The organism is Qipengyuania sp., from assembly GCF_043423005.1.
Lineage (GTDB): Bacteria > Pseudomonadota > Alphaproteobacteria > Sphingomonadales > Sphingomonadaceae > Qipengyuania.
The window spans coordinates 1-23,423 of the sequence record NZ_JBHWMI010000003.1 but is presented as its reverse complement, the minus strand read 5'-3'; the positions used below and the strand labels follow the sequence as shown (position 1 = coordinate 23,423).

Here is a 23,423-nt window from a genome sequence, read left to right as displayed (position 1 = left end):
GGAGTTACGACCCTTCGCTGCGGTGCAGCAATCAGGCGAGGTTGATTTCGCGGAGTCGCTGCAACAGGAATTCGTGGCTCGAGATCGGCGGCGGAGCCTCCACTCCGTCGCGCCCTTCAAGGCAGCTGGGCAGTGTCTCGATCACGTAATCGGGCCGGAAATGAAGGAAGAACGGCATCGAATAGCGGGCCCGGTAGGCGGCCTCGCCGCGCGGATTGACGACGCGGTGGGTGGTCGAGCGCAGCTTGCCCGCGGTCAACCGGTCGAGCATGTCGCCGATATTGATGACCAGCGCCCCGTCGGGCACCGCGATCGCTTTCCATTCCCCTTGGGTCGTCAGCAGTTCGAGGCCCGCTTCCTCGGCCCCGAGCAGAAGGGTGATGGTGTTGATGTCGCCATGCGCCGCGGCGCGGATCGCGCCTTCGGCTTCCTTGCCTTCGATCGGCGGATAGCGCAGCAGCCGCATCACCGAATTGCCATCCTCGACGCTGGCGGCGAAGAAATCGCGCGCCAGCCCCAGGTGCAGCGCGATCGCCTCGAGCACCCGCCCGCCGGCCTTCTCGAACGCGCCATAAAGCGCGAGGAAGGTTTCGCGAAACTCGGGCAGTTCCTCGGGCCAGACATTGGCCTTCATGAACTCGCCCAGCGGATGGCCCGCCGGCAATTCGCGCCCGACGTGCCAGAATTCCTTGAGATCGTGGACCTCCGCCCCCTTGGCCCGCTCGGTGCCGAAGGGGGTATAGCCGCGCGACCCGCCGCCGCCCGGGATATGATAGCGGCGCTTGGTTTCATCCGGCAGGGCGAAGAACGCCTTGGCCAGTTCCTCGGCCCGGTCGATCAGATCCTGCGGAATGCCATGATCGCGCACCACGGCAAATCCGTAGTCCTCGAAGCTGCGACCCAGTTCGCTGGCGACGTCTTCGAGCGGGCGGGCCAGCGATACGGTGGCGATGTCGGACATGGGTCTTTCCTCAGTACGGCAGGAACAGCCCTGCGAGGGCCGCACTCATGAGATTGGCGAGCGAACCTGCAGCCAGGGCGCGCAGGCCAAGACGGGCAATAACGGGGCGCTGGTCGGGCGCAAGTCCGCCCGTCACCGCCATCTGGATCGCGATCGAGCTGAAATTGGCGAAGCCGCACAGCGCGAAGGTCACGATCGCCCGGCTGCGCTGATCAAGCGCGGCCGCGTCGAGCGCGCCGAGATCGATGAAGGCGACGAATTCGTTGAGGACGATCTTGGTGCCGAACAGCCCGCCGGCGGCGCCGGCCTGGTCCCACGGGATGCCGATCAGATACATGATCGGCGCGAATACCCAGCCAAGGATCATCTGGAAGCTGAGTTCGGGTCGGCCCGCCATCCCGCCGACCCAGCCCAGCAGGCCGTTGGCCAGCGCCACCAGGGCCACGAACGCCAGCACCATCGCGCCGACCGCGACCGCCAGCTTGACCCCGGTCTGCGCGCCCTGGGCCGCGGCCTCGATGATATTGGCCGGCCGCACCCCGTCCTCGAACGCTTCGGCCACGAGCACTTCGTGCGGCTTGTCGCCTTCGGTGAGGGCGGCGGGGCCATCGCCGCTGATGCGTCCGCGCGGCAGGGGCAGGCTGCCTTCCGCCTCCGGCGCAGGCGGGCCATCGTCGGGCATGATGATCTTGGCCATGAGGATGCCGCCCGGCGCCGACATGAACGCGGCGGCGAGGAGAAACGGCAGGTAATCGTTGCCGAGGAGACCGGCATAGGCGGCAAGGATGGTGCCCGCGACCCCGGCCATGCCCACGCTCATCAAGGTGAACAGCCGGCTCGGCGCGAGCGCGGCGAGATAGGGCCGCACGACCAGCGGGCTTTCCGATTGCCCGACAAAGATGTTGGCCGCCGCGCCGAGCGATTCGACCTTGGAGATACCCGTCAGCCAGCCGAGCGCGCCGCCGACCCAGCGCACCACCCGCTGCATGACGCCGAGATAGTAAAGGATCGAGACCAGCGCGGCGAAGAAGATGATGACCGGCAGGGCGCCCAGGGCGAAGGTATTGGCCAGCGGGTTGGTCGCGCTCGGCCCGAACAGGAACTGCGTGCCCTGATCGGCATAGGACAACAGCGCCGCCACCCCGTTCGACATCGCCTGGATTGCCGCCCGCCCCCCGGTGGTGCCCAGCACCAGAAAGGCGAGCAGCGCCTGCAGCGCGAAGGCCGAACCGGTAACCCGCAGGCTGATGCGCCGCTTGCCGGTGGACAGCAGGAAGGCGAGCAGCAGGATCACGGCGATCCCGGCGAGGTTGATCAGAATATCCGGCATCTCGTCCCCCCGCCCCTCAGGGCCATGGCGCTCTCGACCGGCGACGGCCGATGCGCAAACATGCGGATGAGTGAGGCCGCTCTCTTGCGCGGGGGCGGCGGTTAGTCGATTTCCCCCGCTCTCGCCAGTCATACCTTGCGCGGTTTCTCTTTTGCGGAAAATAGCCAGCCGATGCCTTCGCCCGACACCCTGAACGCCGATCCTGCCCCAGCCAGCCCCGCCATCGCCGCCAATCCCGGGGGCGAGCATGCGGGCGTGATCGTACCGCGCGGCCTGTTCGTCTATACCCTGCTCTACGGGGGAATGACGGTCCTTGCCGGCATCCTCGCCTACAAGCAGGTGCAGCTATGGCCCACCGATCTGGCGGTCGAAGGGGGGATCTTCGGCTTCCTGTTGCTGGTCGCGATCTCCAGCACGATTGCGCAGCTTTACGGGGAAAAACTGGCCCAGCGGCTGGTGTGGTGGGGGTTCGTGCCCCTGCTGGTTGCCGCCGTGCTGATGCAGCTGGTCCTCGCCCTTCCCGCATCGACCGACATGGTCGCCATGCGGGGCGACGATCTGGCCGCGTTCGAACGGGTCCATTCGACCTTGTGGCGGGTCTGGGCAGCGGGTCCGGCGGCTTACATCGTCTCCCTCCTGCTCAATGTCTGGCTGTTCTCGCGCCTGCGTGGCAGCGGGGCGAGCAATGGCACGGTCTCGCTGATGCTGCGCGGGGCCGTCGCCTCGGCATTAAGCCAGGCGATCGATTCAGTGATCTTCATCACCCTGGCCTTCTACGGCGCCTTCGACATCACCAACCTGCTCATCGGGCAGGTCATCGCCAAGGTCGTGCTCAGCTTTGCGCTGGTGCCGTTTCTCATCACCGGCGGGGTTGCCCTGGCCCGCTGGCTCGACGGCCGTCCGGCCCGCCCCGGCCGCAGCTAGAGTTCGCGGACGCCGTCGAGAAGCCGCGGGTCGAGCGGCTCCTCGCCGTGGAGAACCGAGATATCACCCGTCGTCTCGAGCACGACGGCGTGGATGCGGCGCGGATCGAGCACGTTGGCTTGCCGCAGCTTCTCCATCACGTCGCTGCGCGACACCCGGGCTTCGTCCAGTGCCCGCTCGACGAACTCGCCATCGCGCATGAGGACGATCGGCGTGTTCTGCATCGCCGAGGCGAACGCCTGCGATCGGCGCCGCAGCCACGCCGCCCCGAACTGGATCGCGAACAGCGCCGCCATCGCGGCGACAACCTGGACGAAACCTTGCCATTCCTTGACCTGCGATCCGCTGGCCAGCAGCGACCCCATCGCCAGCGTGATGACGAAATCGAAATTGGTCATCTTGGTCAGTGCGCGCACGCCGTTGAGACGGACGAGCAGCACGATCCACGCAAGGCCCGCCGCCGCCAGCACCGTGCCGACCGCCAAAGCATCAAGGACAGGATTGTCGAACAGCATGTTTCTTTCTCCGCCGAACAGGCGCGCAGGCCGCAAGACTGCCGAAAGGATGGTGAGCCCTGCTGGGTTCGAACCAGCGACCTACTGATTAAAAGTCAGTTGCTCTACCGACTGAGCTAAGGGCCCGACCTTGTGCGCCACCTAGGCAGCACGGCGCAGGCGGTCAACCTGCTGCGTGTGGCGGACGTGGCAGAGCTGCGGGCGATTGACACCGGGGGCGGCCTTGCTAGCGCCCGCATACGCGCGGGTACGGGGGGCGAGGGGGATCATGGCTGCCATTCTCGGCATCAACGTCTTTCACCCCGACGCGGCGGCTTGCCTGGTCGTCGACGGCAAGCTGGTTGCGGCGATCGCGCAGGAACGGCTGGGGCCGCGGCGCAAGCATACCGGCGACTTTCCCGCCGATGCGGTGCGCGCGGTGCTGGCGGAAGGCGGCCTTTCGCCAGGCGACCTCACCCACATCGCCCTGGGCCGGCAACCCGGCGCCAACCGGCTAGCCAAGGCGCGCTATCTTTTGGCGCGCCCCGCCAATGCCGCGAAAGCTGTGCGGCAGGGGCTCACCCGGGGAAACAGGATCCAGTCGCTGAAGGATACGCTGGCCGGCGCGCTCGACCTCGATCCAGCCACGATCGGCGCGCGCACCCATCTTGTCGAACATCACGTGGCGCATATCGCCAGCGCCTATTACTGCTCGCCTTTCGACAGCGCCGGCGGCTTTTCGTTGGATGGTTCGGGCGATTTCGCCTCGGCGATGGCGGCGCGCTGCACCGGTACCCGCATCGACATCCTCGATCGGGTCACGCTGCCCCACAGCCTGGGGCATTTCTATACCGCCATCTGCCAGTTCATCGGCTTCGACCTGTTCGGCGAGGAATACAAGGTGATGGGCCTCGCCCCTTATGGCGAGGACCGCTACGCTGCGGAAATGGCGCGCATCGTGCGCCTCGAAGGAACGCCGTGGTTCCAGGTCGATCCGCGCTATCTCGATGTCTGGCACGGGCTTGCGGCATCCCGGGTCAACGAGGCCGGACAGTTGCGGCTGGGCACCATCTACTCGCAGCAGCTGGTGCGGATGTTCGGCCCACCGCGCCGGCGCGACGATCCCTTGACGCAGCGCGAGAAGGACATCGCCCGTTCGGCCCAAGCGATGTTCGAACGCGCGGCGAGCCAATGCCTCGAGACGCTGGCCAAGCGCGTCCCGCTCGAACGGCTGGCGATGGCTGGCGGCTGCGCGCTCAACGGAGTTATGAACGCCCGGGTTCTGCGCGAAGGGCTGGCGGGAGAGGTGTTCCTGCACCCCGCCGCCTCGGACGACGGGACGGCCATCGGCGCGGCCATGCATTGCTGGCACCAGGAACTGGGCCGCAGCGATCGGTTCGTGATGCGCCATGCCTATTGGGGCCCGACCCATCAGGAGAGCGCGATCCGTGCCGCTCTTCACGCGCACGGGCTGCGTGCGCGCGAATGCACCGATCCCGCAGAGGCTGCGGATGTCGCGGCGGGGCTGATCGCCAAAGGCACGGTCGTCGGCTGGTTCCAAGGGCGCAGCGAATGGGGGCCGCGCGCGCTCGGCAACCGTTCGATCCTCGCCAATCCGGCGATCCCGGACATGAAGGACCGCATCAATCGCAAGATCAAGCGACGCGAAAGCTTCCGCCCCTTCGCCCCGTCCGTCCTGCGCAGCGACGTCGCGCGCTATTTCGAGCAGGATCTCGCCAGCCCGTTCATGATGCATGTCGTGCGGTTCCGGCGCGAATGGCGGACGGCTTTTCCGGCCGTCACCCATGTCGACGGAACGGGGCGGCTGCAGACGGTGAGCGCCGAGGACAATCCCCTCTATTGCGCGCTGATCGAGGGGGTGAAGCGGCGCACCGGGCACGGCATGGTCCTGAACACCAGCTTCAACGAGAACGAGCCGGTAGTCGAAACCCCCGCCCAGGCGCTCGACTGTTACCTGCGGACCGATCTCGACGCGCTGGTGATGGGCCGTTTCGTCCTCGTCAAAGAGCGCGCGGGCGACGAAGACGCAGCGCCTGCTGGCGCAGCGTCCGACCGCTGACCGGATCGCGCCAGCCGGGGGCGACGCGGGCCGCCGGATCGAGGACGAAGCGCCGTTCGGCATAGCGGGGATGCGGGATCGTCAGCTGCGGGGCGTTGAGAATGCCGCCGCTCCACAGGACGATATCGAGGTCGAGCGGGCGGGCCCGCCAGCGTTGCCCGCGGCGCTGGCGCCCGCACATCTGCTCGATCGATTGCAGTATGCCGAGCGTTTCGAGTGGCCCGAACCCGCCCGCGATCACCGCTGCGGCGTTGACATACCGGCGTTTAGAGGGACCGAGCGGGGCGGATGCGATGATGGGCGAAACCGCCAGTATCTCAAACCCGCGGCCGGTGAGGGCGCCAATCGCGAAAGCGAGGACTTCGCTTGGCCGCATACCCCCGGCGCGCATGTTGGAACCCAGCGCGACCAGATAGACGTGCCGACCGGCGTGCCCATCGTGCGGCCTCACACGTCCTCGCAGATGCGCCCGTAAAGCTGCGGCCGACGATCGCGAAAGAAGCCCATTCCCGCCCGGTGACGCGCCGCCCGCTCGAGGTCGAGGGTGGCGACCAGCACCCCGCTCTGTTCGGCGCCGAACTCGGCGCGGAAATCGCCCCATTCATCGGTGATGAAACTGTGGCCGTAGAAGCTTTGCGGGCGGTCGGCCGGGCCTTCGTGGCCGATCCGGTTTGCCGCCGCTACCGGCATGCAGTTCGACACCGCGTGGCCCAGCATCGCGCGCCGCCACATCCGGCTGGTATCGAGGTCCGCATCATAGGGTTCGGAGCCGATGGCCGTGGGATAGAGCAGCACTTCGGCGCCCTTCAAGGCCATGACGCGGGCACATTCGGGATACCACTGGTCCCAGCACACGCCGACGCCGATCCGCGCCGTTCCCCCGTGGCAGGGCACGTCCCACACCTTGAACCCGTCGTTCCCGGGGCGGAAATAGTATTTTTCCTCGTACCCCGGCCCGTCGGGAATATGCGATTTGCGATAGGTGCCCATCACGGCGCCATCGGGGCCGATCATGGCGAGGGTGTTGTAGTAATGGTGCCCGTCACGCTCGAAGAAGCTGGTCGGGATGGCGATGCGGTGGCGTGCGGCAAGCTCCTGCATGGCGAGGACCGAAGGATGCTCGGCGGTGGGCCGGGCACGGTCGAACAGCGCCTCCTCCTCGGTCCGGCAGAAGTATTCGCCGGCGAACAGTTCGGGCGGCAGGACCACCTGTGCGCCTTTCTCGGCCGCCTCGGTCACCAGCCGGGCGACGGCGGCGATGTTTGCATCCTCGTCCGGACGGGCAAGCGCGAGCTGGAGGACGGCGAGCCGGAGTTCTCTCATGGCGTGCGAAGTATGCGGGCGCTGCCGGCATGGCAAGCGCCCGCTCTGCGTTCCGTCAGGCGCGCTTGCGGAACAGCAGGGTCATCCGATCGCTCTCGCCGATGCTGCGCAAGGCCTCGTTCTTGCCCGAAAGGCTTGGGGGAAGCTGCCAGACCCCGCCTTCATGATCGGCAGTGTCGCGCGGGTTGGCGTTGATCTCGCTCATCCCGACCAGTTCGAAGCCATGCGCCTCGACAAGCGCGATGACGTCCTGCTGGCGCAGATAACCGTTGGCCCCTGCGGTATAGGCGGCCGGGGCATCGGCCGGGGCGCGGTGCTGCACGATGCCCAGCATCCCGTCGTCCTTCAGCATCGCGCGCAGACGGGTGAGTTCGGTGTACATCGTGCCGGAACGCAGCAGATTGTGCATCTCGCGGAAGATCAGCACGCGATCGACCGCACCCTTCATCGCTTCGGGCGCGGCCTGCGAACCATGGACGGCGATCGGGGCGCCGGCGAGGTTCCAGGCGGGGTAGGCTGACTGGAACTCGCCCGGCAACTTGCCGAAATAGTCCCGGAAACGCTGACTGTCGGCAGCCGCCGGATCGGGCGTGATCCCGACATAGCGGCCCTGCGCGCCGAGATAGGGGACAAGGATACGGGTGTACCAGCCGCCGGCCGGCATGTAGTCGACCACCGTCATCCCCGGCCTTACGCCGAAGAAGTCGAGCGTTTCGAACGGATGGCGCCACTGGTCGCGGGCGCGGTCGGCATCGCGGCGGGCATCGCCGATCGCCTCCATCAGTGCGCCGTGATGCGCGTGGCCGGGCATCGCCATGCCGGCATGATGGCCCTCTTGCGCGTAAGCCGGGGCGGCGGCGGCAACGGACATGAGGGCGGCGGCAAGGATCGGCAGGTGACGCATGGCAGGCTCTCCGAAGGCTTGTGTTGGCCCCTGGTCCCTGCCGCCACACGGCCACGATGACAAGGGCGCCCGCGCTTCCTATCTACGCCCGGCAAAGGAGATTTCGATGGCGCAGCAACAGGTGATCGTGGCGGGCGGATGCTTCTGGTGCACCGAGGCGGTGATGAAGGACGTCGTCGGTGTGAGCGAGGCGGAAAGCGGATATATCGGCGGGGACAAGCCCGATCCGACCTACAAGGAAGTCTGTTCGGGCGAGACCGGGCACGCCGAGGCGGTCCGCGTGACCTTCGACGACGAGACGATATCGCTGCCCGATCTCCTCGATGTCTTCATGGGGACGCATGATCCGAGCCAGCTCAACCGCCAGGGCAACGACATCGGCACCCAGTACCGCAGCGCGATCTTCCCGCTGGACGACAGTCAGCGTGCCGAGGCCGAGGCCGCGATCGATCGCTGGAACGCCGAACATGGCGGCAACGCGGTGACCACCATCGAAGGGCCGGCACATTGGTATCCGGCGGAGGATTATCATCAGGAATACTGGGAGGGGGAAGGGCAGCGCAATCCCTATTGCCTCGCGGTCATTCCGCCCAAGCTGATGAAGCTGCGCAAGAGCTTCCAGAACAAGGTCAAGCAGGACGCCTGAACCATTTGCCCGCGGCGGCGTTGTGTCTGGCATGGGTCTTGACCGCCACACACCGCCGCGCGCCGCGCATCGTCTCGCCAGCGGACCCGCGCCATGCTGATCCGCACCGGCTTCGACATCCGCTTCGAATGCGACCAGCCGGTGCCGATGCTGGCACTGCTCAACGTGCATCCCGATCGCCACGCCGACCTGCGCACGCCCGAAGTTCTGGTAACCGACCCGCCGATCCCGGTCCGCACCTATCGTGACAGCTTCGGCAATGTCTGCAGCCGCTTCGTCGTACCGGCCGGCGGCGTGTCGCTCACCTCCGATTTCGTGATCGAGGACAGCGGCGAGAAGGATGCTGTCGCCCCCGATGCCGAGCAGCACCCGGTCGACGACCTGCCCGACGAGGCGATCCGGTTCCTGCTCGCCTCGCGCTATTGCGAGGTCAGCCAGCTGATCGACGAAGCCTGGGCGATCGTGAAGGATGTCCCGCCCGGCTGGGCCCGGGTGCAGGCGCTGGTCGATGCGGCGCACGAACGGATCGAGTTCGACTATGCCAAGGCCAGCAGCGAGCATACCGCGCGCTCGGCGTTCGACCAGCAATTCGGGGTGTGCCGTGATTTCGCGCACCTTGCCATCACGCTGTGCCGGGCGGCGAACATCCCGGCGCGCTATTGCACCGGGTATCTCGGCGACATCGGGATCGACCCGGTCGATTATCCGATGGATTTCTCGGCCTGGTTCGAGGCTTATCTCGGCGGCCGCTGGTACACCTTCGATGCGCGCCACAACACGCCCCGGATCGGGCGTATCGTGATGGCGCGCGGGCGCGATGCGACCGATGCGGCGATCACCACCCAGTTCGGCGCTGCCCGGCTCTCACGGTTCAAGGTGCATACCGACGAGGTGGCCGACACCGACCTGTCCCGCCCCCCGGCACAAACCGCGCTCCCCCAGACAACCCGCTGAGGCCGGGCGACGCCGGAACCTCGCCCGCCCGCTCGATCAGCGGCTCGCCGCCTTGGGCGCGGTACCCTTGGCCCGGCTTGCGACCGCCGCATCGACCGCCGCCTGCGGCCAGCTGACCTGGGTCTGCGTCTGCGGATTGAAGACGTCACCCGGATATTGCGCCGCCTCCGCCGCGGCAATCTCCGCCGCCGTCAGATGCTCGCTCGGTACCAGTTCGAACACGTCGATCCCGCGCGCGATTTCGGTGCCGTAGATACGTCCCTTGTAGTAATAGGCCGACCAGTAGCCGCCGAGGACCATCTGGTCCTTGTCGATCGGACCGCGGTCGAAATAGGCGATCTCGCGGACGTTCGCAGGATCGGTGAAGTCAATCACGCTGATCCCGCCCTGATACCACGCCTGGACAAAGATATCGCGTCCCGGCACCGGGATGATCGAGCCGTTGTGGGCGACGCAGTTCTCCTTGTCGCTCTGCGGGGCCGGCAGCTTGTAGGTGCCGCGATAGACCAGTTGCCCGTTGTCGATGCCGTAAAAGGCATTGGCGCCCCAGTTCGCCGGATCGCCCGCCTGGCACCGCGGCCGCCCGCCGCCGCCCCACTCGTCGGTGAACAGTACCTTGGTGCCGTCGTTGTTGAACGTGGCGGAGTGCCAGTAGGCGAACCCCTTGTCGGTCACGTCGTCGATCCGCCTGGGCTTCATCGGGTCAGAGATGTCGAGGACGATGCCGTTGCCCGAACACGCCCCGGCGGCGATCTGCTTGGCCGGGAACACGGTGATGTCGTGGCACTGATCGGTTTCGCTAGTCGCCTGGGTGCCTTCGCCGTGATCGCCGCCGCGCCACAGCCCGCCGATCTGCCCGTCGGCAGCAAAGATGCGCGGCCGGTCGACTATCCGCGCGGCCGCTGGATTGGCGCGCGGGATCTCGATCACGTCGATCGAGAACAGCGCGGTGCGGCTGTCGCCCGGGTTGTCGGTGCAGCTGGCCATTTCCTCGGTCCGGCGAACCCCCGCCGTGCCCGAATTGTAGACCACCAGCCGCTTGTCGTCGGCCGAGACGATCGAATGGGTGTGGCTGCCCCGGCAAGTCTGCACCTGCCCGACCTGGCGCGGACGGGTCCAGTCGGAGACATCGAAGATGCGCAGCCCGCGGAACCGTTCGGCGCTGACCTTGTCGGCCACCCCCTGCAGCCCGCAGTCCGTCCGGCCGCGCCCTTCCTCGACGCTCATGACGAGCAGGTTGCCGGAAATGGAGACATCGCCCTGCCCGCCGGGACAGACGACCGAACTGACCAGGCTGGGCACCCCGTCCGCGCCGAGGCGATAGACGTTGAACCCGTGATAGGAGCCAGCCACCATCATCTCGCCGGCGAAGGCGATGTCGGTGTTGGCGAAATCGAGCAGCGAGCCGCGTTCGCCGAACTGCGGCTTGTCCTCCTCATCCTCGCCTTCAACGTCGCGCGGATCGGGATCGCCCGCGCCCCTGGCAGCGGCGACGGGGGCAGCGGCATTGGCGTGGGCGGCGTGCGGATCGGCGGCGGGAGAGGCCTCGCCCTTGGCATCGGGATCCTTGCCGTCGCTGTCGCTAGCCTTCTCCGCGGGTTTCAGCGGTTGCAGCTGTGCCGGGTTCGCAGGATCGAAGAAGCCGGCGGGCTTTTCGAGGCTGGCAAGCTTGCGCAGCCCCATGATCGCCTCGCCCGCATCGCGAAACCCGGGCGAAAGGGTCGCCCGCGGATCCTGCGACAGGCCGGCCAATTGCTGGTTCATCCGGGTGATCTCGGCCGACTGGTCGCTGACCACGTCGCTGGTGAACCGGTACATCTCCGGATCGTAGGCCGTGCCATAGGCATCGTGGAGATCGCGCGTCATGTCGATCGCGCCCTGGTGATGGGCGATCATCATCTGCAGGAACATGCGATCGAACGCGGTTCCGTTCGCTGCGGCGAGCGCGCGCATCTGATCGGGCGTGGCCATGCCCTTCATCGCGGCCATCGAATGGCCGTCATGTCCGGCGGCGCCCATCCCGGGCATGGTCAGCGCCTCGCCCCGCGAGGTCAGCCAGTCGCGCATGAACTCGACTTCGTCGGCCTGGCTTGCCTCGATCCGGCTTGCCAGCCGGCGGACAGCGGGATTGGTGGTCCGTTCTTCGACCAGCGCGGTCATCTGGGTGGCCTGCTCGTGATGCAGGATCATGTGCTGCATGTAGGCGACGTCGCCCGGCGAATAGCGGGTATCGGCAAGCCTGGTCGCCTGTTCGGGGGTCAGGATTTGCCCCGGCTGGCCTGGCACGCCCGGCTGGATGATCGGAGCCTGCTGGGCGAGCGCGCCGGCAGAGGTGGAAAGAAGCAGCCCGGCAGCAAGCGTGCGGATCGATCTGGACATTTCGGCGGCATCCCCTGGGTCGTGTTGCACCGGATAAGGCGACGGCGCGCCGTCACCGTCAAGGCAATTCTGGGCCAAGGCCATACCCGGCGCGACCAGCGACAGCGGGCGCCGGCGGGGTTTGCAAATCGGCCTGCTTTCCATCATGCACCATGCTCTGGCAGCATCAGCCTGCAAAGAGAGAGACGGCATGAGCGAATACGAGACCATCCGCACGAGCTGCGAAAACGATGTCCTTACCATCACGCTCAACCGGCCCGAACGATTGAACGCCTGTCCGCCGCAGATGGCTCAGGAGCTGTTCGATGCCCTGAGCGGGCTGGGCGACGCGCGTGCCGTTCTGCTGCGCGGCGAAGGGCGGGCGTTCTGCTCGGGCGCCGATCTCGCGGCCAACGCGGAAAGCTCGATCTCGGGGGGCGAACGGGCGCGCGCCTCGCTGCTGCGCTATTACAACCCGATGATCGAAACGCTCGTCGGCCTGCCCGTCCCGGTGGTGTCCGAGGTGCAGGGACCGGCTGCCGGCATCGGCTGCTCGATCGCGCTGGCGGCGGATTTCACCCTTGTCGGCAAGAGCGGGTATTTCCTCCAGGCCTTCGTGAATATCGGCCTCGTCCCCGATGGCGGCTCGAGCTGGCTGTTGCCGCGCCTGATCGGCCGGGCGCAGGCGGCGCGGTTGATGATGCTGGGCGAGCGTATTGCGGGCGAGGAAGCCGCGCGCCTCGGACTGGTTTATGCCTGTGTCGAGGATGACGCCCTGCCGCACGAGGCGCGCAGCCTTGCCGAACGGCTCGCCGCCGGGCCGACGACAGCGCTGGGCGCGATGAAAGCGGTGCTTCATCGCGGTCTGCAAGCCGATCTTGCGACCACGCTGGTCGCCGAGGCTGATGCCCAGCGCCGCGCCGGAAATTCCGCCGATGCCGCCGAAGGCGCGATGGCGTTCCTGCAGAAGCGCAAGCCGGCCTTCACCGGCCGCTGACAGAGGCAGGGCAATGCTGACGGGTCGCAATCTCGTCGCCGGGGAATGGCGGGCCGGGGCTGATCATTTCGCCGCGACAGGCGCCGAATCTGGCCGTCCGCTCGATCCGCCGTTCGTCGAGGCGAGCAACAGGGACGTGGCCGACGCCTGCGAGGCCGCAGCCGCGGCCCAGTCGGTCTTCGGTGCCCTTCCCGGCGCCGCGCGGGCGGCCTTCCTGCGCCGGATCGCGGCGGAGATCGAGCAGCTCGGCCCGGCGCTGATCGCGCGCGCGGCGGAGGAAAGCGGGCTTGCCGAAGCCCGCATCACCGGCGAGCGGGCGCGTACCGTTCAGCAGCTGCGCCTGTTTGCCGAAGAGCTCGACCTTGGCGAATGGCAGGGGTTGCGGATCGATCATGCCGACCCGGGCCGCAGTCCGCCGAAACCCGATCTGCGCCTGCGCAAGATCCCGCTCGGCCCGGTGGCGGTGTTCGGGGCGAGCAATTTTCCTCTCGCCTTCTCGGTCGCGGGCGGCGACACGGCATCGGCCTTCGCCGCCGGATGCTGCGTGGTGGTCAAGGGCCATCCGGCGCATCCCGGCACGTCCGAACTGGTGGCCGGCGCGATCACCCGCGCGATCTCCGGATGCGGCTTGCCGGCGGGGGTGTTCTCCCTCCTTCACTCCACCCGCAACGCGATCGGCGAGGCACTGGTGCGCGATCCGCGCATCGCCGCGGTAGGCTTTACCGGAAGCCGCGCCGGCGGCCTTGCGCTGATGCACCACGCCGCCAACCGACCGGTTCCGATCCCGGTCTATGCCGAGATGAGCAGCATCAATCCGGTCATCCTGATGCCGCACCGGCTGGACCGCGATCCGGATGCTCTGGCAGCCGGCTATGTCGCGTCGCTGACGCTCGGCGCGGGGCAATATTGCACCAACCCGGGGCTTGTCCTCGCCCTTGCCGGAGACGCGCTGAACCGGTTTATTGCCGCTGCGGGCGAACAGCTGCGGGGCGCTTGCCCGCTGACGATGCTGACCGCCGGCATCCGCACCGCCTTCGCGGATGGCTTGGGCCGCCTCGCCGGGCTAGCCGGGGTCATGCTGGTGGCGCAGGGGCCGGCAGGTACCGCCACCTGCGGCGCCGCGCACCTGTTCACCGTCGCCGCCGACCGCTTCCTTGCGGAACCGGCGTTCGCACACGAAATCTTCGGCCCGGCATCGATCGTGGTCGCATGCCGCGACATGGCGGAACTTCGCAGCATTCTCGAGGCTATCGAAGGCCAGCTTACCGCCACCTTGCAGATGGACGAGGAGGATCATGCCATGGCGCGCGAACTCGTCCCGCTGCTCGAACAAAAGGCCGGGCGGATCATCGCCAACGGCTGGCCGACCGGGGTCGAGGTTACCCATGCGGTGGTCCATGGCGGTCCGTTCCCGGCCACTTCGGACGGTCGCAGTACCTCGGTCGGGACGCTGGCCATCGATCGGTTCGTCCGGCCGATCGCCTATCAGGACATGCCCGCGGCGCTGCTTCCCGAACCTCTGCGCGACGATGCCGCGGGGCTGCCGCGAAGGGTCGACGGCGCGAGGCGGGATTGACGCCGGCCAGCCGAAGGCGGAGGTACGGCCCGGCGCCGCGGCAGACCGGCGCAATGATGGAGAATAGCGATGCCAGCCTTGCCAGACATGGTCGAGCGACCCGAGCCTGTGGCCCCGAGCCATTGCAGCGGCGCCGATTACGCAGACCTCTATCGCCGGTCGGTCGAGGATGCGGACGGGTTCTGGCTGGAACAGGCGCGGCGGCTCGACTGGATCACCCCGCCCAGGACAGCGGGTGACTGGTCGTTCGATCCGGTGGCGATCCACTGGTTCGCGGACGGGACGCTGAACCTGTGTTACAACGCGGTCGACCGTCACCTCGCCGCGCGGGGCGACAGTACGGCGCTGATCTTAGAGCCCGACGACCCGGCGGCCGCCAGCCGCACGCTCACCTACCGCGAGTTGCACCGCGAAGTGGTGGCGATGGCCAATGCGATGAAAGCCATGGGGGTACGGCGCGGCGACCGGGTGACGATCTATCTGCCGACGATCATCGAAGGGGTGCTGGCAATGCTCGCCTGCGCCCGCCTGGGCGCAATTCATTCGGTGGTCTTCGGCGGCTTTTCGCCCGAGGCGCTGGCCAGCCGGATCGAAGGCTGCGGCAGCAGGTTCGTCATAACCGCCGACGAGGGCCTGCGCGGCGGCAAGCGGGTCCCCCTCAAGGCCAATCTCGATGCCGCGCTTGCCGAACCCGATCATGAAACACCGCTGACGGCGGTGCTGGTGGTGCGCCACACCGGCGCCGAGGTGACGATGGAACCGGGGCGCGACCACTGGTTCCACGATCTGCGTTCGGATGCAGACTGCCCGTGCGAACCGATGGGGGCCGAAGATCCGCTGTTCATCCTCTATACCTCGGGGTCGACAGGCAAGCCCAAGGGGGTCGTCCATACCACGGGCGGCTACGGCGTCTGGACGGCGACGACCTTTCATTACGTCTTCGACTACCGCCCGGACGAGGTGTTCTGGTGCACCGCCGATATCGGCTGGGTCACCGGGCACAGCTATGTCGTCTACGGGCCGCTTATCAGCGGGGCGACGCAGGTGGTGTTCGAAGGCATTCCGAACCACCCCGATCATTCGCGGATATGGCAGATCGTCGACAAGCACGGGGTGAACATCCTCTACACCGCCCCCACCGCAATCAGGGCACTGATGCGCGAGGGGGACGAGTACGTGACGCGGACTGACCGAAGTTCGCTGCGCCTGCTGGGCACGGTGGGAGAGCCGATCAATCCCGAAGCCTGGCGGTGGTATTTCGAGACGGTGGGCGAGCGGCGCTGCCCGGTGGTCGACACCTGGTGGCAGACCGAAACCGGCGGGGTGATGATTACCACCCTGCCCGGCGCGCACGACATGAAGCCCGGAAGTGCCGGCCTGCCGTTCTTCGGCATCAGGCCGCAGATCGTCGATGCCGACGGGACGCCGCAGGACGGCGCGACCGAGGGCAATCTCGTCATCACGCATAGCTGGCCGGGGCAGGCGCGGACCGTCTATGGCGATCACGACCGCTTCGTGCAGACCTATTTCAGCACCTATCCCGGCAGCTATTTCACCGGTGACGGATGCCGCCGGGACGAGGACGGATATTACTGGATTACCGGCCGGGTCGACGATGTGCTCAATGTCTCGGGCCACCGGCTGGGCACGGCGGAAATCGAAAGCGCGCTGGTCAGCCATGCCAGCGTCGCCGAGGCGGCGGTGGTGGGATGCCCTCACGATTTAAAGGGTCAGGGCATCTACTGCTACGTCACCGTCAATGCGGGGGTCGATTCCACGGATGAGCTGCGCCAGGCGCTGGTCGCGCATGTCCGCCAGGAAATCGGGCCGATCGCCAATCCCGATTTCATCCAGTTCACCAATGGCCTGCCCAAGACCCGTTCGGGCAAGATCATGCGGCGCATCCTGCGCAAGATCGCCGAGAACGATTATGGCTCGCTGGGCGATACCTCGACGCTGGCCGACGAAAGCCTCGTGCCCAGCCTTATCGAGGGGCGGCAGAACCGCTGAGGTGGATTACTGTCTGCGGGTGCGGCGGCGGCGGAACCCGGCGATTGTCGCCCCCACCACGAGGATGGCAGCCGCGCCCGTCGCCAGCGCGATCGCCGGCTGCTGCTGTCCGCCTGCGGCATAGATCGCCGCCAGCGCCCACAGGAAGACCAGCGCGTAGGGCAGGTTTCCGCCCCCCGCCAGCAGCGCGGCGGCAGCGATAATCCCGCCGACCACGATCACCCCGGCGGCGATCAGTGGCGCAAGGTCGCCGGCCTCGATTCCGTGATACCGCAGCGATGCGGCGATGTTGACGATGGTCGCCGCGGTCAGCCATGCCGCCAGCGCGCATAGCGGCACCATCGCCAGCCACCTCTGCCCTGCGGTCAGGGCGTCCTGCTGCACCGCCAGCACGCGATAGCATCGCAGCAGGCACAGCAGGGTGAACACGATGATCGCCGCCGAGATCGCAGATAGGCCGAAGAACTGGGTGTAGAGCGCCCACAGACCATTGCCGAGGAACGCGCCGGCCGCGGGCAGCCTCAGCCTGGCAAGCAGGGGATCGCCTGCCTTCGATGGCAGGAACTGGTAGATCGCGAACAGGAAAGCGCCGGCGTAGAGCGGCCCCCAGATGGAAAAGGCCCACCCCGCCGGAGTGATCAGGGTTCGCACGCTGTCCGAACGCGACCCGATCGGCTCGCCCAGCCCGAGGCTCGGCAACAGGGGAATGAGAACCTGGATGACGGCGGCCGCGGCCACCAGCCAGCGGGTGGCCGGCGAGGCGGGTGTGGAACTTATCGCGTGCATGGCGACCAAACCCGCGGATTGCGAGTTGGTGCCATATCGCCGTCCACGCCCGCAGTGTCAGCCCCACCGGCTTTCATCGGCAAGCGCCGCTTCGAAGGCGTCGAGCAGCCAGGTGGTCGCCGGGCCGGGGGAGCGGTCCTTGCGCCACAGCGCGTTCAGCCGGTAATCGACGCTCGTCCCTTCCGACAGGTTGAGCAGTTTAAGCCGGCCTTCGGCAAGGTCGCCCTCGATCATGTGACGCGGCATGTTCCCCCAGCCGCTGCCGCCGATCAGAAGCTGGCGCTTGGCGCCGAGATCGGCGAGCCGCCAGGTCCGGGCGCTGAGAACCGAGAATTCCTGTCCTTCGGTCAATGGCGAACGGTCGGTCAGCACCAGTTGCAGATAGTTGCGGGCCTGGCCCGAGGTGATGACCTCCATCCGGGCCAGCGGATGTTCGGGCGCTGCCACCGGGACCAGTTCGATGCGCCCGATTTCCCGGCGCTCGAGGTCCGGGCGGTCGAGCACCACCGGACCGGCGATGGCCAGCCCAGCCCGGCCTTGCGCGACCTGCGCGGCGACCGCGCCCAGGGCCTCGACATGAAGTTGCAGATCGACCAACGGATAGACTTGCTGGAATTCCTGCAGGATGGCCGACACCGGCTCCAGCGGCACCATCACGTCGAGCGCGATCGACACTTCGGTTTCGACGCCGGCATGGATACTCCGTGCCCGGGCGATCAGCCGGTCGGTCTCGTCGATGATCGCCCGCGCCGCCGGCAGCAGCGATCGGCCCGCCGCCGTCAGTTGCGGCCGGCGCGAACCGGTGCGCTCGAACAGCGGGACGTCGAGCTGCGCCTCCAGCGCCCCGATCCCGTAGCTGACGACGGAAACCGCACGCCCGAGCTTGCGCGCAGCCGCATTGAAGTTGCCCTCGTCCTGCACCGCGAGGAAGAGGCGCAGCTGGTCGAGCGTTGGCTGACCAACCTCCACTGTTCAACTCCTTCGAACAATTCAGCCAACTTTATCTGACTTTTCTGTCCGACGGACAAGACGATATCCGCTTTAATGAGTTTACACCGATGGAGTTTGTCATGATCGAAGTGAGGAAATTCGAAACACTCGGGGCGGCCAATCACGGCTGGCTCGATGCGCGCCACCACTTTTCCTTTGCCGGCTACCATGACCCCGCCCGGGTTCACTGGGGCAATATCCGCGTGTGGAACGACGATACCATCGCCGCCAAGTCCGGCTTCCCCGCCCACCCCCATAACGACATGGAGATCATCACCTATGTCCGCGAAGGCGCGATCACGCATCGCGACAGCATGGGCAATGAAGGCCGCACCGAAGCCGGCGACGTGCAGGTGATGTCTGCCGGTACCGGCGTCACGCATTCCGAATTCAACCTCGAAGACGAGGAGACGCGGCTCTTCCAGATCTGGATCATCCCCGATGAGCGCGGTGTCGAGCCGGGCTGGGGTGCCCGTCCGTTCCCGCGCGACGAACGTGCCGGCCGGTTCGTGACCCTGGCTTCGGGATTTGCCGAGGACGGCGATGCCCTGCCGATCCGCACCAAAGCCCGCGTGCTGGGCGCAACGCTGCGCGCCGGAGAAAGCGTGACCTACCGGACCACGCCCGACCGGCATCTCTACCTCGTCCCCGCAACCGGCGAAATCCGCGTCGACGATCAGCCGGCCCGGGCCCGCGACGGCGTCGCCATCACCGGTCTCGACCGGTTCACGCTGACCGCTGTCGAGGACAGCGAGATCGTCATGGTCGACGCCGCCTGACCCTTATTCGAACCACCATCACACGAAGGAAGAATTCATGTCGAAATCATACAAGGTCGCCATCGTCGTCGGCAGCCTGCGCAAGGAATCGATCAATCGCAAGGCGGCGCAGGAGCTGATGCGGCTCGCCCCCGACAATCTGTCGTTCGATTTCGTCGAGATCGGCGACCTGCCGCTCTATGACGAGGATGTCGAGGCCGCCGGCACGCCGCAAAGCTGGACCCGGTTTCGCGACGAGATCTCGGCTGCCGATGCCGTCCTGTTCGTCACGCCGGAATACAACCGGTCGGTGCCCGGCGCGCTGAAGAACGCGATCGACGTCGGCTCGCGCCCCTATGGGCAGAGCGCCTATTCCGGCAAGCCGGCCGCGGTCATGTCGATCTCGCCCGGCGGGATCGGGGGCTTCGGCGCCAACCACCATTTGCGCCAGTCGCTCGTATTCCTCGACATGCCGGTGCTCCAGCAGCCCGAGGCCTATGTCGGCGGCGGCTTCGAACTGTTCGACGATGACGGCCGCCTGAAGAGCGAAGGGACCGAAAAGTTCTTCAAGAGCTTCATCGATGCCTTTGGCGACTGGATCGGCCGCACAGCCCGCTGACGCCCGAAAAATCTCGTTCAAGCACACCAAGGAGATACCGATGAACCGCAAGACCATCCTGATCGCCGTCGCCGGCGCCGCCGTCCTGTCCACCACCGCCATCGCTCAAGGCGACGGCCTGACCCAGAACCCGGTCGAGGTCCGCTCGGGCGATTACGTCCTCGACGCCTCGCACGGCAAGATCACCTGGTCGGTCGATCACATGGGCTTTTCGACCTATGTCGGCCAGTTCACCGATGTCGAGGCCAAGCTCGACCTCGACACCGCCAATCCCGCGGCCAGCAGCCTCGAGGCGGTGGTGCAGACCGACAGCGTGGGCACGCTCAACGATCAACTCGATGCTCATCTCAAGACTGCGGATTTCTTCGATACCGCAAAATATCCCACCGCCCGCTTCGAGGCGACATCGATCCGCCTGACGGACCGCGACAGCGCCGAGGTGACCGGCAATCTGACCATGCGCGGCATAACCCGCCCGATCGTCTTCGCTGCCGATTTCAACCAGGCGGGGATGAGTCCGGTCGACAAGAAATACACGCTGGGCTTCGATGGCCGGGCGCTGATCAAGCGATCGGACTTCGGCATGCAGTATGGCCTGCCGATGCTGGGTGACGAGGTGACGCTGCATCTCGAGGCCGAGTTCAAGCTCGTCGAGCCTGGCGCCGGGGCCTGACGGATCGCCCGCCACCCCTGTAACTTGCACGACGCTGAACCTTCAAGGAGCGAACGATGGACCGGATGCCCGCACTTTTCGTCGGCCATGGCAGCCCGATGAACACGCTGGACAGCAATGGCTATACCCAGGCGTGGCGGGCATTCGGTCGCAAGCTGCCGAGGCCGCGGGCGATCCTGGTGGTGTCGGCGCACTGGTATTTCGGTGCGACCGCCATCACCGCGATGGCCCGTCCGCGAACGATCCACGATTTCTACGGCTTCCCGCAGGAGTTGTTCGATTTCGAATATCCGGCGCCGGGCGATCCCGATCTGGCACGCGAGATCGTCGAACTGGTCAAACCCGAATGGGTCGGGCTCGACCGGGATCAATGGGGGCTCGATCATGGGACGTGGTCGGTGCTTGCCCACCTTTACCCCGGCGCCGATATCCCCGTGCTCCAGCTATCGATCAATGCGCTGAAGCCGCTCGAATATCATGTCGAACTCGGGGCGCGGCTTGCCGCCTTGCAGGATCGCGGGGTGATGGTTCTGGCCAGCGGCAATGTCGTCCATAATCTGCGCGCCGTTCGCTGGAACGAGCCCGATGCCGCCTTCGACTGGGCCGAACGGTTCGACGATGCGGCGGCGGCGCAGCTGGCGCGCGATCCCGGGGGCATCCTGCGCCTTCTCGATCACCCCGATTATGCCGCGGCGGTCCCGACACCGGATCACTTCGTGCCGCTGCTTTATCTCGCCGGCATGGCGACGGCGCGCGGGGCAGCGCTCGACCCCCTGGTGCGGGGCTATTCGATGGGCTCGCTCTCGATGACGTGTTTCGGGCTCGACGCCGAAGCGCTGACCTGCACCGAAGCCGACGGTGCCGCGACCCTGCCGACGAACGTACCGGCCGAACAGACCAACATCTGACCATCAATCACCGAAGAATGAAAGGAACTGACATGAAACGCTTTATCGACAAGGTCGTCATCATCACCGGCGGGGCATCGGGCCTCGGTCTTGCCGCGGCGCATCGCCTGGCCGAGGAAGGTGCCCGCGTCGTTCTCGTCGACCTCAAGGAAGACAGTCTTACAAAGGCGGCGGCCGAATTGCCCGAAGGCACCGAAGTGCTGACCGTTGCCGCAGACGTCTCGGACCCCGACAAGGTGCGTGCCTACGTCAAGCAGACGATGGACCGCTTCGGCCGGATCGACGGCTTCTTCAACAATGCCGGGATCGAGGGCAAGCAGAACCTGACCGAGGACTTCGGCAACGACGAGTTCGCCAAGGTCGTCGGCATCAACCTCAACGGCGTTTTCTACGGCATGGCCGAAGTTCTGAAGGTGATGCGAGACCAGGGCAGCGGCTCGATCGTCAACACCGCCTCGGTCGGCGGGATCCGCGGCGTGGGCAACCAGTCGGGCTATGCCGCCAGCAAGCACGGCGTCGTCGGCCTGACGCGCAACAGCGCAATCGAGTACGGGCAGTACGGCGTGCAGATCAACGCCATCGCCCCCGGCGCGATCATGACCCCGATGGTCGAAGGCTCGCTGCGCCAGATGGGCGGCGACAACTGGGAAGAGGTCGGCAAGGAGTTCGTCGAGCCCAACCCGATGAAGCGCTTCGGCAAGCCCGAAGAGGTGGCGGCGCTGGTCGCGTTCCTGCTCTCGGGCGAAGCCGGCTTCGTCAACGGCGCAGTCATCACCATCGACGGCGGGCAATCGTACAAGTACTGAGCCCGCCCATAGGCGCAACCGCCGGCCGCCGAGAGAACGGCCGGCGGATCTTTATGTGCATTAAAATGGTGCCCAGAAGAGGAAGGTGCGAGTTTCCGTGGGTCGATTCTCCATCCAGACCAGCATTTTCCGCTTTGTTTTCAACGTCGGTCAGTTCGAGTCCCAGAAGAGGCATCGAACCCTCACCGTCCCACAGAGCCTTTACCAACGCCTTTCGTGCTTCGCGTGAGCGTGATGGCAGGCTGGTAATGACGGCCTCCGCCCAACGTTGGTCATCGTCATCGTGACCATCCGTTTCATTGCCAGCGGCGGTTTCGGTCATGGTGATGGTGACGATGGCATCGGCGTTTTCGGCAACGGTGGGTTTGGTCATTCTTCGAGCGTGGCACAGTTCATCGTTCCGTCAACGATGTTGAGGTGCTTCATGACGAAGACGATGGTGCTGGGATGGCCGTAGAGCCGTTCTGGTGCCCTTCACGCTGCCAGTGCTCGATAGACGCTGGCACGACCGATGTTCATCTCACGGGCGATTGCAGAGGCCCCCATGCCCTTTGCTCGAAGGGCTTTGACCTCATCGGGGTCGATGGTCGCGGGACGGCCCTTGTAGGCATTCCGCAATTTCGCGGCTTCAATCCCACGACGTTGCCGAGCCTTGATGAAGTGCTTTTCGATGGACCCCACAAGACCAAACACGGTTAGCAGGACTTCGCCCATAAGGTCGCTGCCATCGAAGCTGATGGCGGGGTCGTGGATACGCAGGATGGCCTTCTTCTCGACAACGCGTTTGGCGATGGTCAGCAGGTCGCCAGTGTCGCGGGCAAGACGGTCGGGATGAAGCGCCAGAAGCTCGTCTTCGGGTTCGAGCAGGCGAAGGACAGCTTCAAGTTGGTCACGACCGTTGAGGGAAGAGCCATTGCCGACATCATGGAAGACTACGACCGCGCCAAGTTCTTCGAGCCTAGCCTTCTGGCTCTGGATGTCCTGACCCTCATTCGTGCTGATGCGCGCGTAACCCAACGTCTTGCCCATGCTCTCTCCAACCGTCTCGTATGGCTCTAAGACCGTTGCACAGAACTGTGTTTCGTCAAGGAAAACGAACCCACATGAGACAGTTTCGGCGTCTCAAATCTGTCTCGCTTCTGGTTAGGGAAATGGGACGGGTGAACTGCCGACCGTCGCTGAAGCTGGTCTGAGCCCGAAGTTTCTACCAGCTACGAGTAGAGCCTTGGGCCGTTTTGATGCCCGTCATTGGGCGTGATGGCAACAACCGTATCGGGGGCATGCCCCCGATACGGTTTGCCGCTTGATCCTGCCCCGATCTCGGCC

At 66.3% G+C, this 23,423-nt stretch carries 23 protein-coding genes and 1 tRNA gene; 12 read left to right on the top strand and 12 right to left on the bottom strand.

Annotated elements, in window-relative coordinates; genetic code table 11:
* Positions 1–31: 31 nt before the first annotated feature.
* Both ACHFFA_RS00285 and ACHFFA_RS00280 read right to left on the bottom strand, forming a co-directional pair.
* Positions 32–961 (bottom strand): isopenicillin N synthase family dioxygenase, encoded by a 930-nt coding sequence (locus tag ACHFFA_RS00285; protein ID WP_394268839.1) that lies wholly within the window; start codon positions 959–961, stop codon positions 32–34.
* Positions 962–971: 10 nt separating this feature from the next.
* The gene (locus ACHFFA_RS00280) at positions 972–2,291 is read right to left on the bottom strand and encodes a NupC/NupG family nucleoside CNT transporter (RefSeq protein WP_394268838.1); all 1,320 of its coding nucleotides are present in this window, start codon (positions 2,289–2,291) and stop codon (positions 972–974) included.
* A 171-nt stretch (positions 2,292–2,462) separates the two neighbouring features.
* On the opposite strand from ACHFFA_RS00280, the gene ACHFFA_RS00275 reads away from it, so the two are divergent.
* Positions 2,463–3,215 (top strand): queuosine precursor transporter, encoded by a 753-nt coding sequence (locus ACHFFA_RS00275; protein ID WP_394268837.1) that lies wholly within the window; start codon positions 2,463–2,465, stop codon positions 3,213–3,215.
* On the opposite strand, the gene ACHFFA_RS00270 is transcribed toward ACHFFA_RS00275, so the two are convergent.
* Together ACHFFA_RS00270 and ACHFFA_RS00265 are read right to left on the bottom strand one after the other, a co-directional pair.
* Positions 3,212–3,730, bottom strand: a complete 519-nt coding sequence (locus ACHFFA_RS00270; protein WP_394268836.1) for a DUF421 domain-containing protein — start codon at positions 3,728–3,730, stop codon at positions 3,212–3,214. The genes ACHFFA_RS00275 and ACHFFA_RS00270 overlap by 4 nt on opposite strands.
* A 50-nt stretch (positions 3,731–3,780) precedes the next feature.
* Positions 3,781–3,856: transfer RNA gene (locus tag ACHFFA_RS00265), tRNA-Lys, on the bottom strand.
* 142 nt (positions 3,857–3,998) lie between these two features.
* On the opposite strand from ACHFFA_RS00265, the gene ACHFFA_RS00260 reads away from it, so the two are divergent.
* Entirely contained in the window at positions 3,999–5,789 is a 1,791-nt protein-coding gene (locus ACHFFA_RS00260) for a carbamoyltransferase (RefSeq protein ID WP_394268835.1), read from the top strand.
* Here ACHFFA_RS00260 and folK read toward each other — a convergent pair.
* Genes folK through ACHFFA_RS00245 form a run of 3 tightly spaced genes read right to left on the bottom strand, consistent with a single transcriptional unit; the run spans position 5,731 to position 8,016 of the window.
* A complete protein-coding gene (gene folK / locus ACHFFA_RS00255; RefSeq protein WP_394268834.1) occupies positions 5,731–6,240 on the bottom strand; it encodes a 2-amino-4-hydroxy-6-hydroxymethyldihydropteridine diphosphokinase in 510 nt (169 codons plus the stop codon). The genes ACHFFA_RS00260 and folK overlap by 59 nt on opposite strands.
* Complete coding sequence (gene aguB / locus ACHFFA_RS00250) at positions 6,237–7,112, bottom strand: N-carbamoylputrescine amidase (RefSeq protein WP_394268833.1); 876 nt, start codon at positions 7,110–7,112, stop codon at positions 6,237–6,239. The genes folK and aguB overlap by 4 nt, the downstream gene beginning before the upstream one ends.
* A gap of 55 nt (positions 7,113–7,167) precedes the next feature.
* Positions 7,168–8,016, bottom strand: a complete 849-nt coding sequence (locus ACHFFA_RS00245) for a class I SAM-dependent methyltransferase (RefSeq protein WP_394268832.1) — start codon at positions 8,014–8,016, stop codon at positions 7,168–7,170.
* A 106-nt stretch (positions 8,017–8,122) separates the two neighbouring features.
* Here ACHFFA_RS00245 and msrA point away from each other — a divergent pair, with 106 nt between their 5' ends.
* On the top strand, positions 8,123–8,662 hold the full coding sequence (gene msrA / locus ACHFFA_RS00240) for a peptide-methionine (S)-S-oxide reductase MsrA (RefSeq protein WP_394268831.1): 540 nt from the start codon (positions 8,123–8,125) through the stop codon (positions 8,660–8,662).
* Positions 8,663–8,755: 93 nt separating this feature from the next.
* On the top strand, positions 8,756–9,616 hold the full coding sequence (locus ACHFFA_RS00235; protein ID WP_394268830.1) for a transglutaminase family protein: 861 nt from the start codon (positions 8,756–8,758) through the stop codon (positions 9,614–9,616).
* Positions 9,617–9,652: 36 nt separating this feature from the next.
* Here ACHFFA_RS00235 and ACHFFA_RS00230 read toward each other — a convergent pair whose 3' ends face one another.
* Positions 9,653–11,995, bottom strand: coding sequence for a DUF305 domain-containing protein (locus ACHFFA_RS00230; RefSeq protein WP_394268829.1), 2,343 nt, complete (start codon positions 11,993–11,995; stop codon positions 9,653–9,655).
* A 190-nt stretch (positions 11,996–12,185) separates the two neighbouring features.
* Between ACHFFA_RS00230 and ACHFFA_RS00225 the strand changes: the two genes are divergently transcribed.
* The 3 genes from ACHFFA_RS00225 (at position 12,186) to acs (ending at position 16,557) form a co-directional block, all read left to right on the top strand.
* On the top strand, positions 12,186–12,971 hold the full coding sequence (locus ACHFFA_RS00225) for an enoyl-CoA hydratase-related protein (RefSeq protein WP_394268828.1): 786 nt from the start codon (positions 12,186–12,188) through the stop codon (positions 12,969–12,971).
* 13 nt (positions 12,972–12,984) lie between these two features.
* Positions 12,985–14,547 (top strand): aldehyde dehydrogenase (NADP(+)), encoded by a 1,563-nt coding sequence (locus ACHFFA_RS00220; RefSeq protein ID WP_394268827.1) that lies wholly within the window; start codon positions 12,985–12,987, stop codon positions 14,545–14,547.
* A gap of 69 nt (positions 14,548–14,616) precedes the next feature.
* A complete protein-coding gene (acs, locus tag ACHFFA_RS00215) occupies positions 14,617–16,557 on the top strand; it encodes an acetate--CoA ligase (protein ID WP_394268826.1) in 1,941 nt (646 codons plus the stop codon).
* Positions 16,558–16,563: 6 nt separating this feature from the next.
* Here acs and ACHFFA_RS00210 read toward each other — a convergent pair whose 3' ends face one another.
* Positions 16,564–17,343: a hypothetical protein gene (locus tag ACHFFA_RS00210; protein ID WP_394268825.1), complete on the bottom strand. Its 780-nt coding sequence runs from the start codon at positions 17,341–17,343 to the stop codon at positions 16,564–16,566.
* 57 nt (positions 17,344–17,400) lie between these two features.
* Positions 17,401–18,312, bottom strand: coding sequence for a LysR family transcriptional regulator (locus ACHFFA_RS00205; protein ID WP_394268824.1), 912 nt, complete (start codon positions 18,310–18,312; stop codon positions 17,401–17,403).
* 101 nt (positions 18,313–18,413) lie between these two features.
* Between ACHFFA_RS00205 and ACHFFA_RS00200 the strand changes: the two genes are divergently transcribed.
* The 5 genes from ACHFFA_RS00200 to ACHFFA_RS00180 are packed head-to-tail and all read left to right on the top strand — an operon-like array spanning position 18,414 to position 22,097.
* The gene (locus ACHFFA_RS00200) at positions 18,414–19,112 is read left to right on the top strand and encodes a pirin family protein (RefSeq protein WP_394268823.1); all 699 of its coding nucleotides are present in this window, start codon (positions 18,414–18,416) and stop codon (positions 19,110–19,112) included.
* Positions 19,113–19,149: 37 nt separating this feature from the next.
* A complete protein-coding gene (locus ACHFFA_RS00195; RefSeq protein ID WP_394268822.1) occupies positions 19,150–19,710 on the top strand; it encodes an NADPH-dependent FMN reductase in 561 nt (186 codons plus the stop codon).
* A gap of 40 nt (positions 19,711–19,750) precedes the next feature.
* On the top strand, positions 19,751–20,383 hold the full coding sequence (locus tag ACHFFA_RS00190; RefSeq protein ID WP_394268821.1) for a YceI family protein: 633 nt from the start codon (positions 19,751–19,753) through the stop codon (positions 20,381–20,383).
* Positions 20,384–20,439: 56 nt separating this feature from the next.
* Entirely contained in the window at positions 20,440–21,291 is an 852-nt protein-coding gene (gene ygiD, locus ACHFFA_RS00185; RefSeq protein WP_394268820.1) for a 4,5-DOPA dioxygenase extradiol, read from the top strand.
* 32 nt (positions 21,292–21,323) lie between these two features.
* A complete protein-coding gene (locus ACHFFA_RS00180; protein ID WP_394268819.1) occupies positions 21,324–22,097 on the top strand; it encodes a glucose 1-dehydrogenase in 774 nt (257 codons plus the stop codon).
* Here the strand turns inward: ACHFFA_RS00180 and ACHFFA_RS00175 are convergent.
* Both ACHFFA_RS00175 and ACHFFA_RS00170 read right to left on the bottom strand, forming a co-directional pair.
* Positions 22,063–22,470, bottom strand: coding sequence for a hypothetical protein (locus tag ACHFFA_RS00175; protein ID WP_394268818.1), 408 nt, complete (start codon positions 22,468–22,470; stop codon positions 22,063–22,065). The genes ACHFFA_RS00180 and ACHFFA_RS00175 overlap by 35 nt on opposite strands.
* A 101-nt stretch (positions 22,471–22,571) precedes the next feature.
* Positions 22,572–23,126: a recombinase family protein gene (locus tag ACHFFA_RS00170; protein ID WP_394268817.1), complete on the bottom strand. Its 555-nt coding sequence runs from the start codon at positions 23,124–23,126 to the stop codon at positions 22,572–22,574.
* Positions 23,127–23,423: the final 297 nt, after the last annotated feature.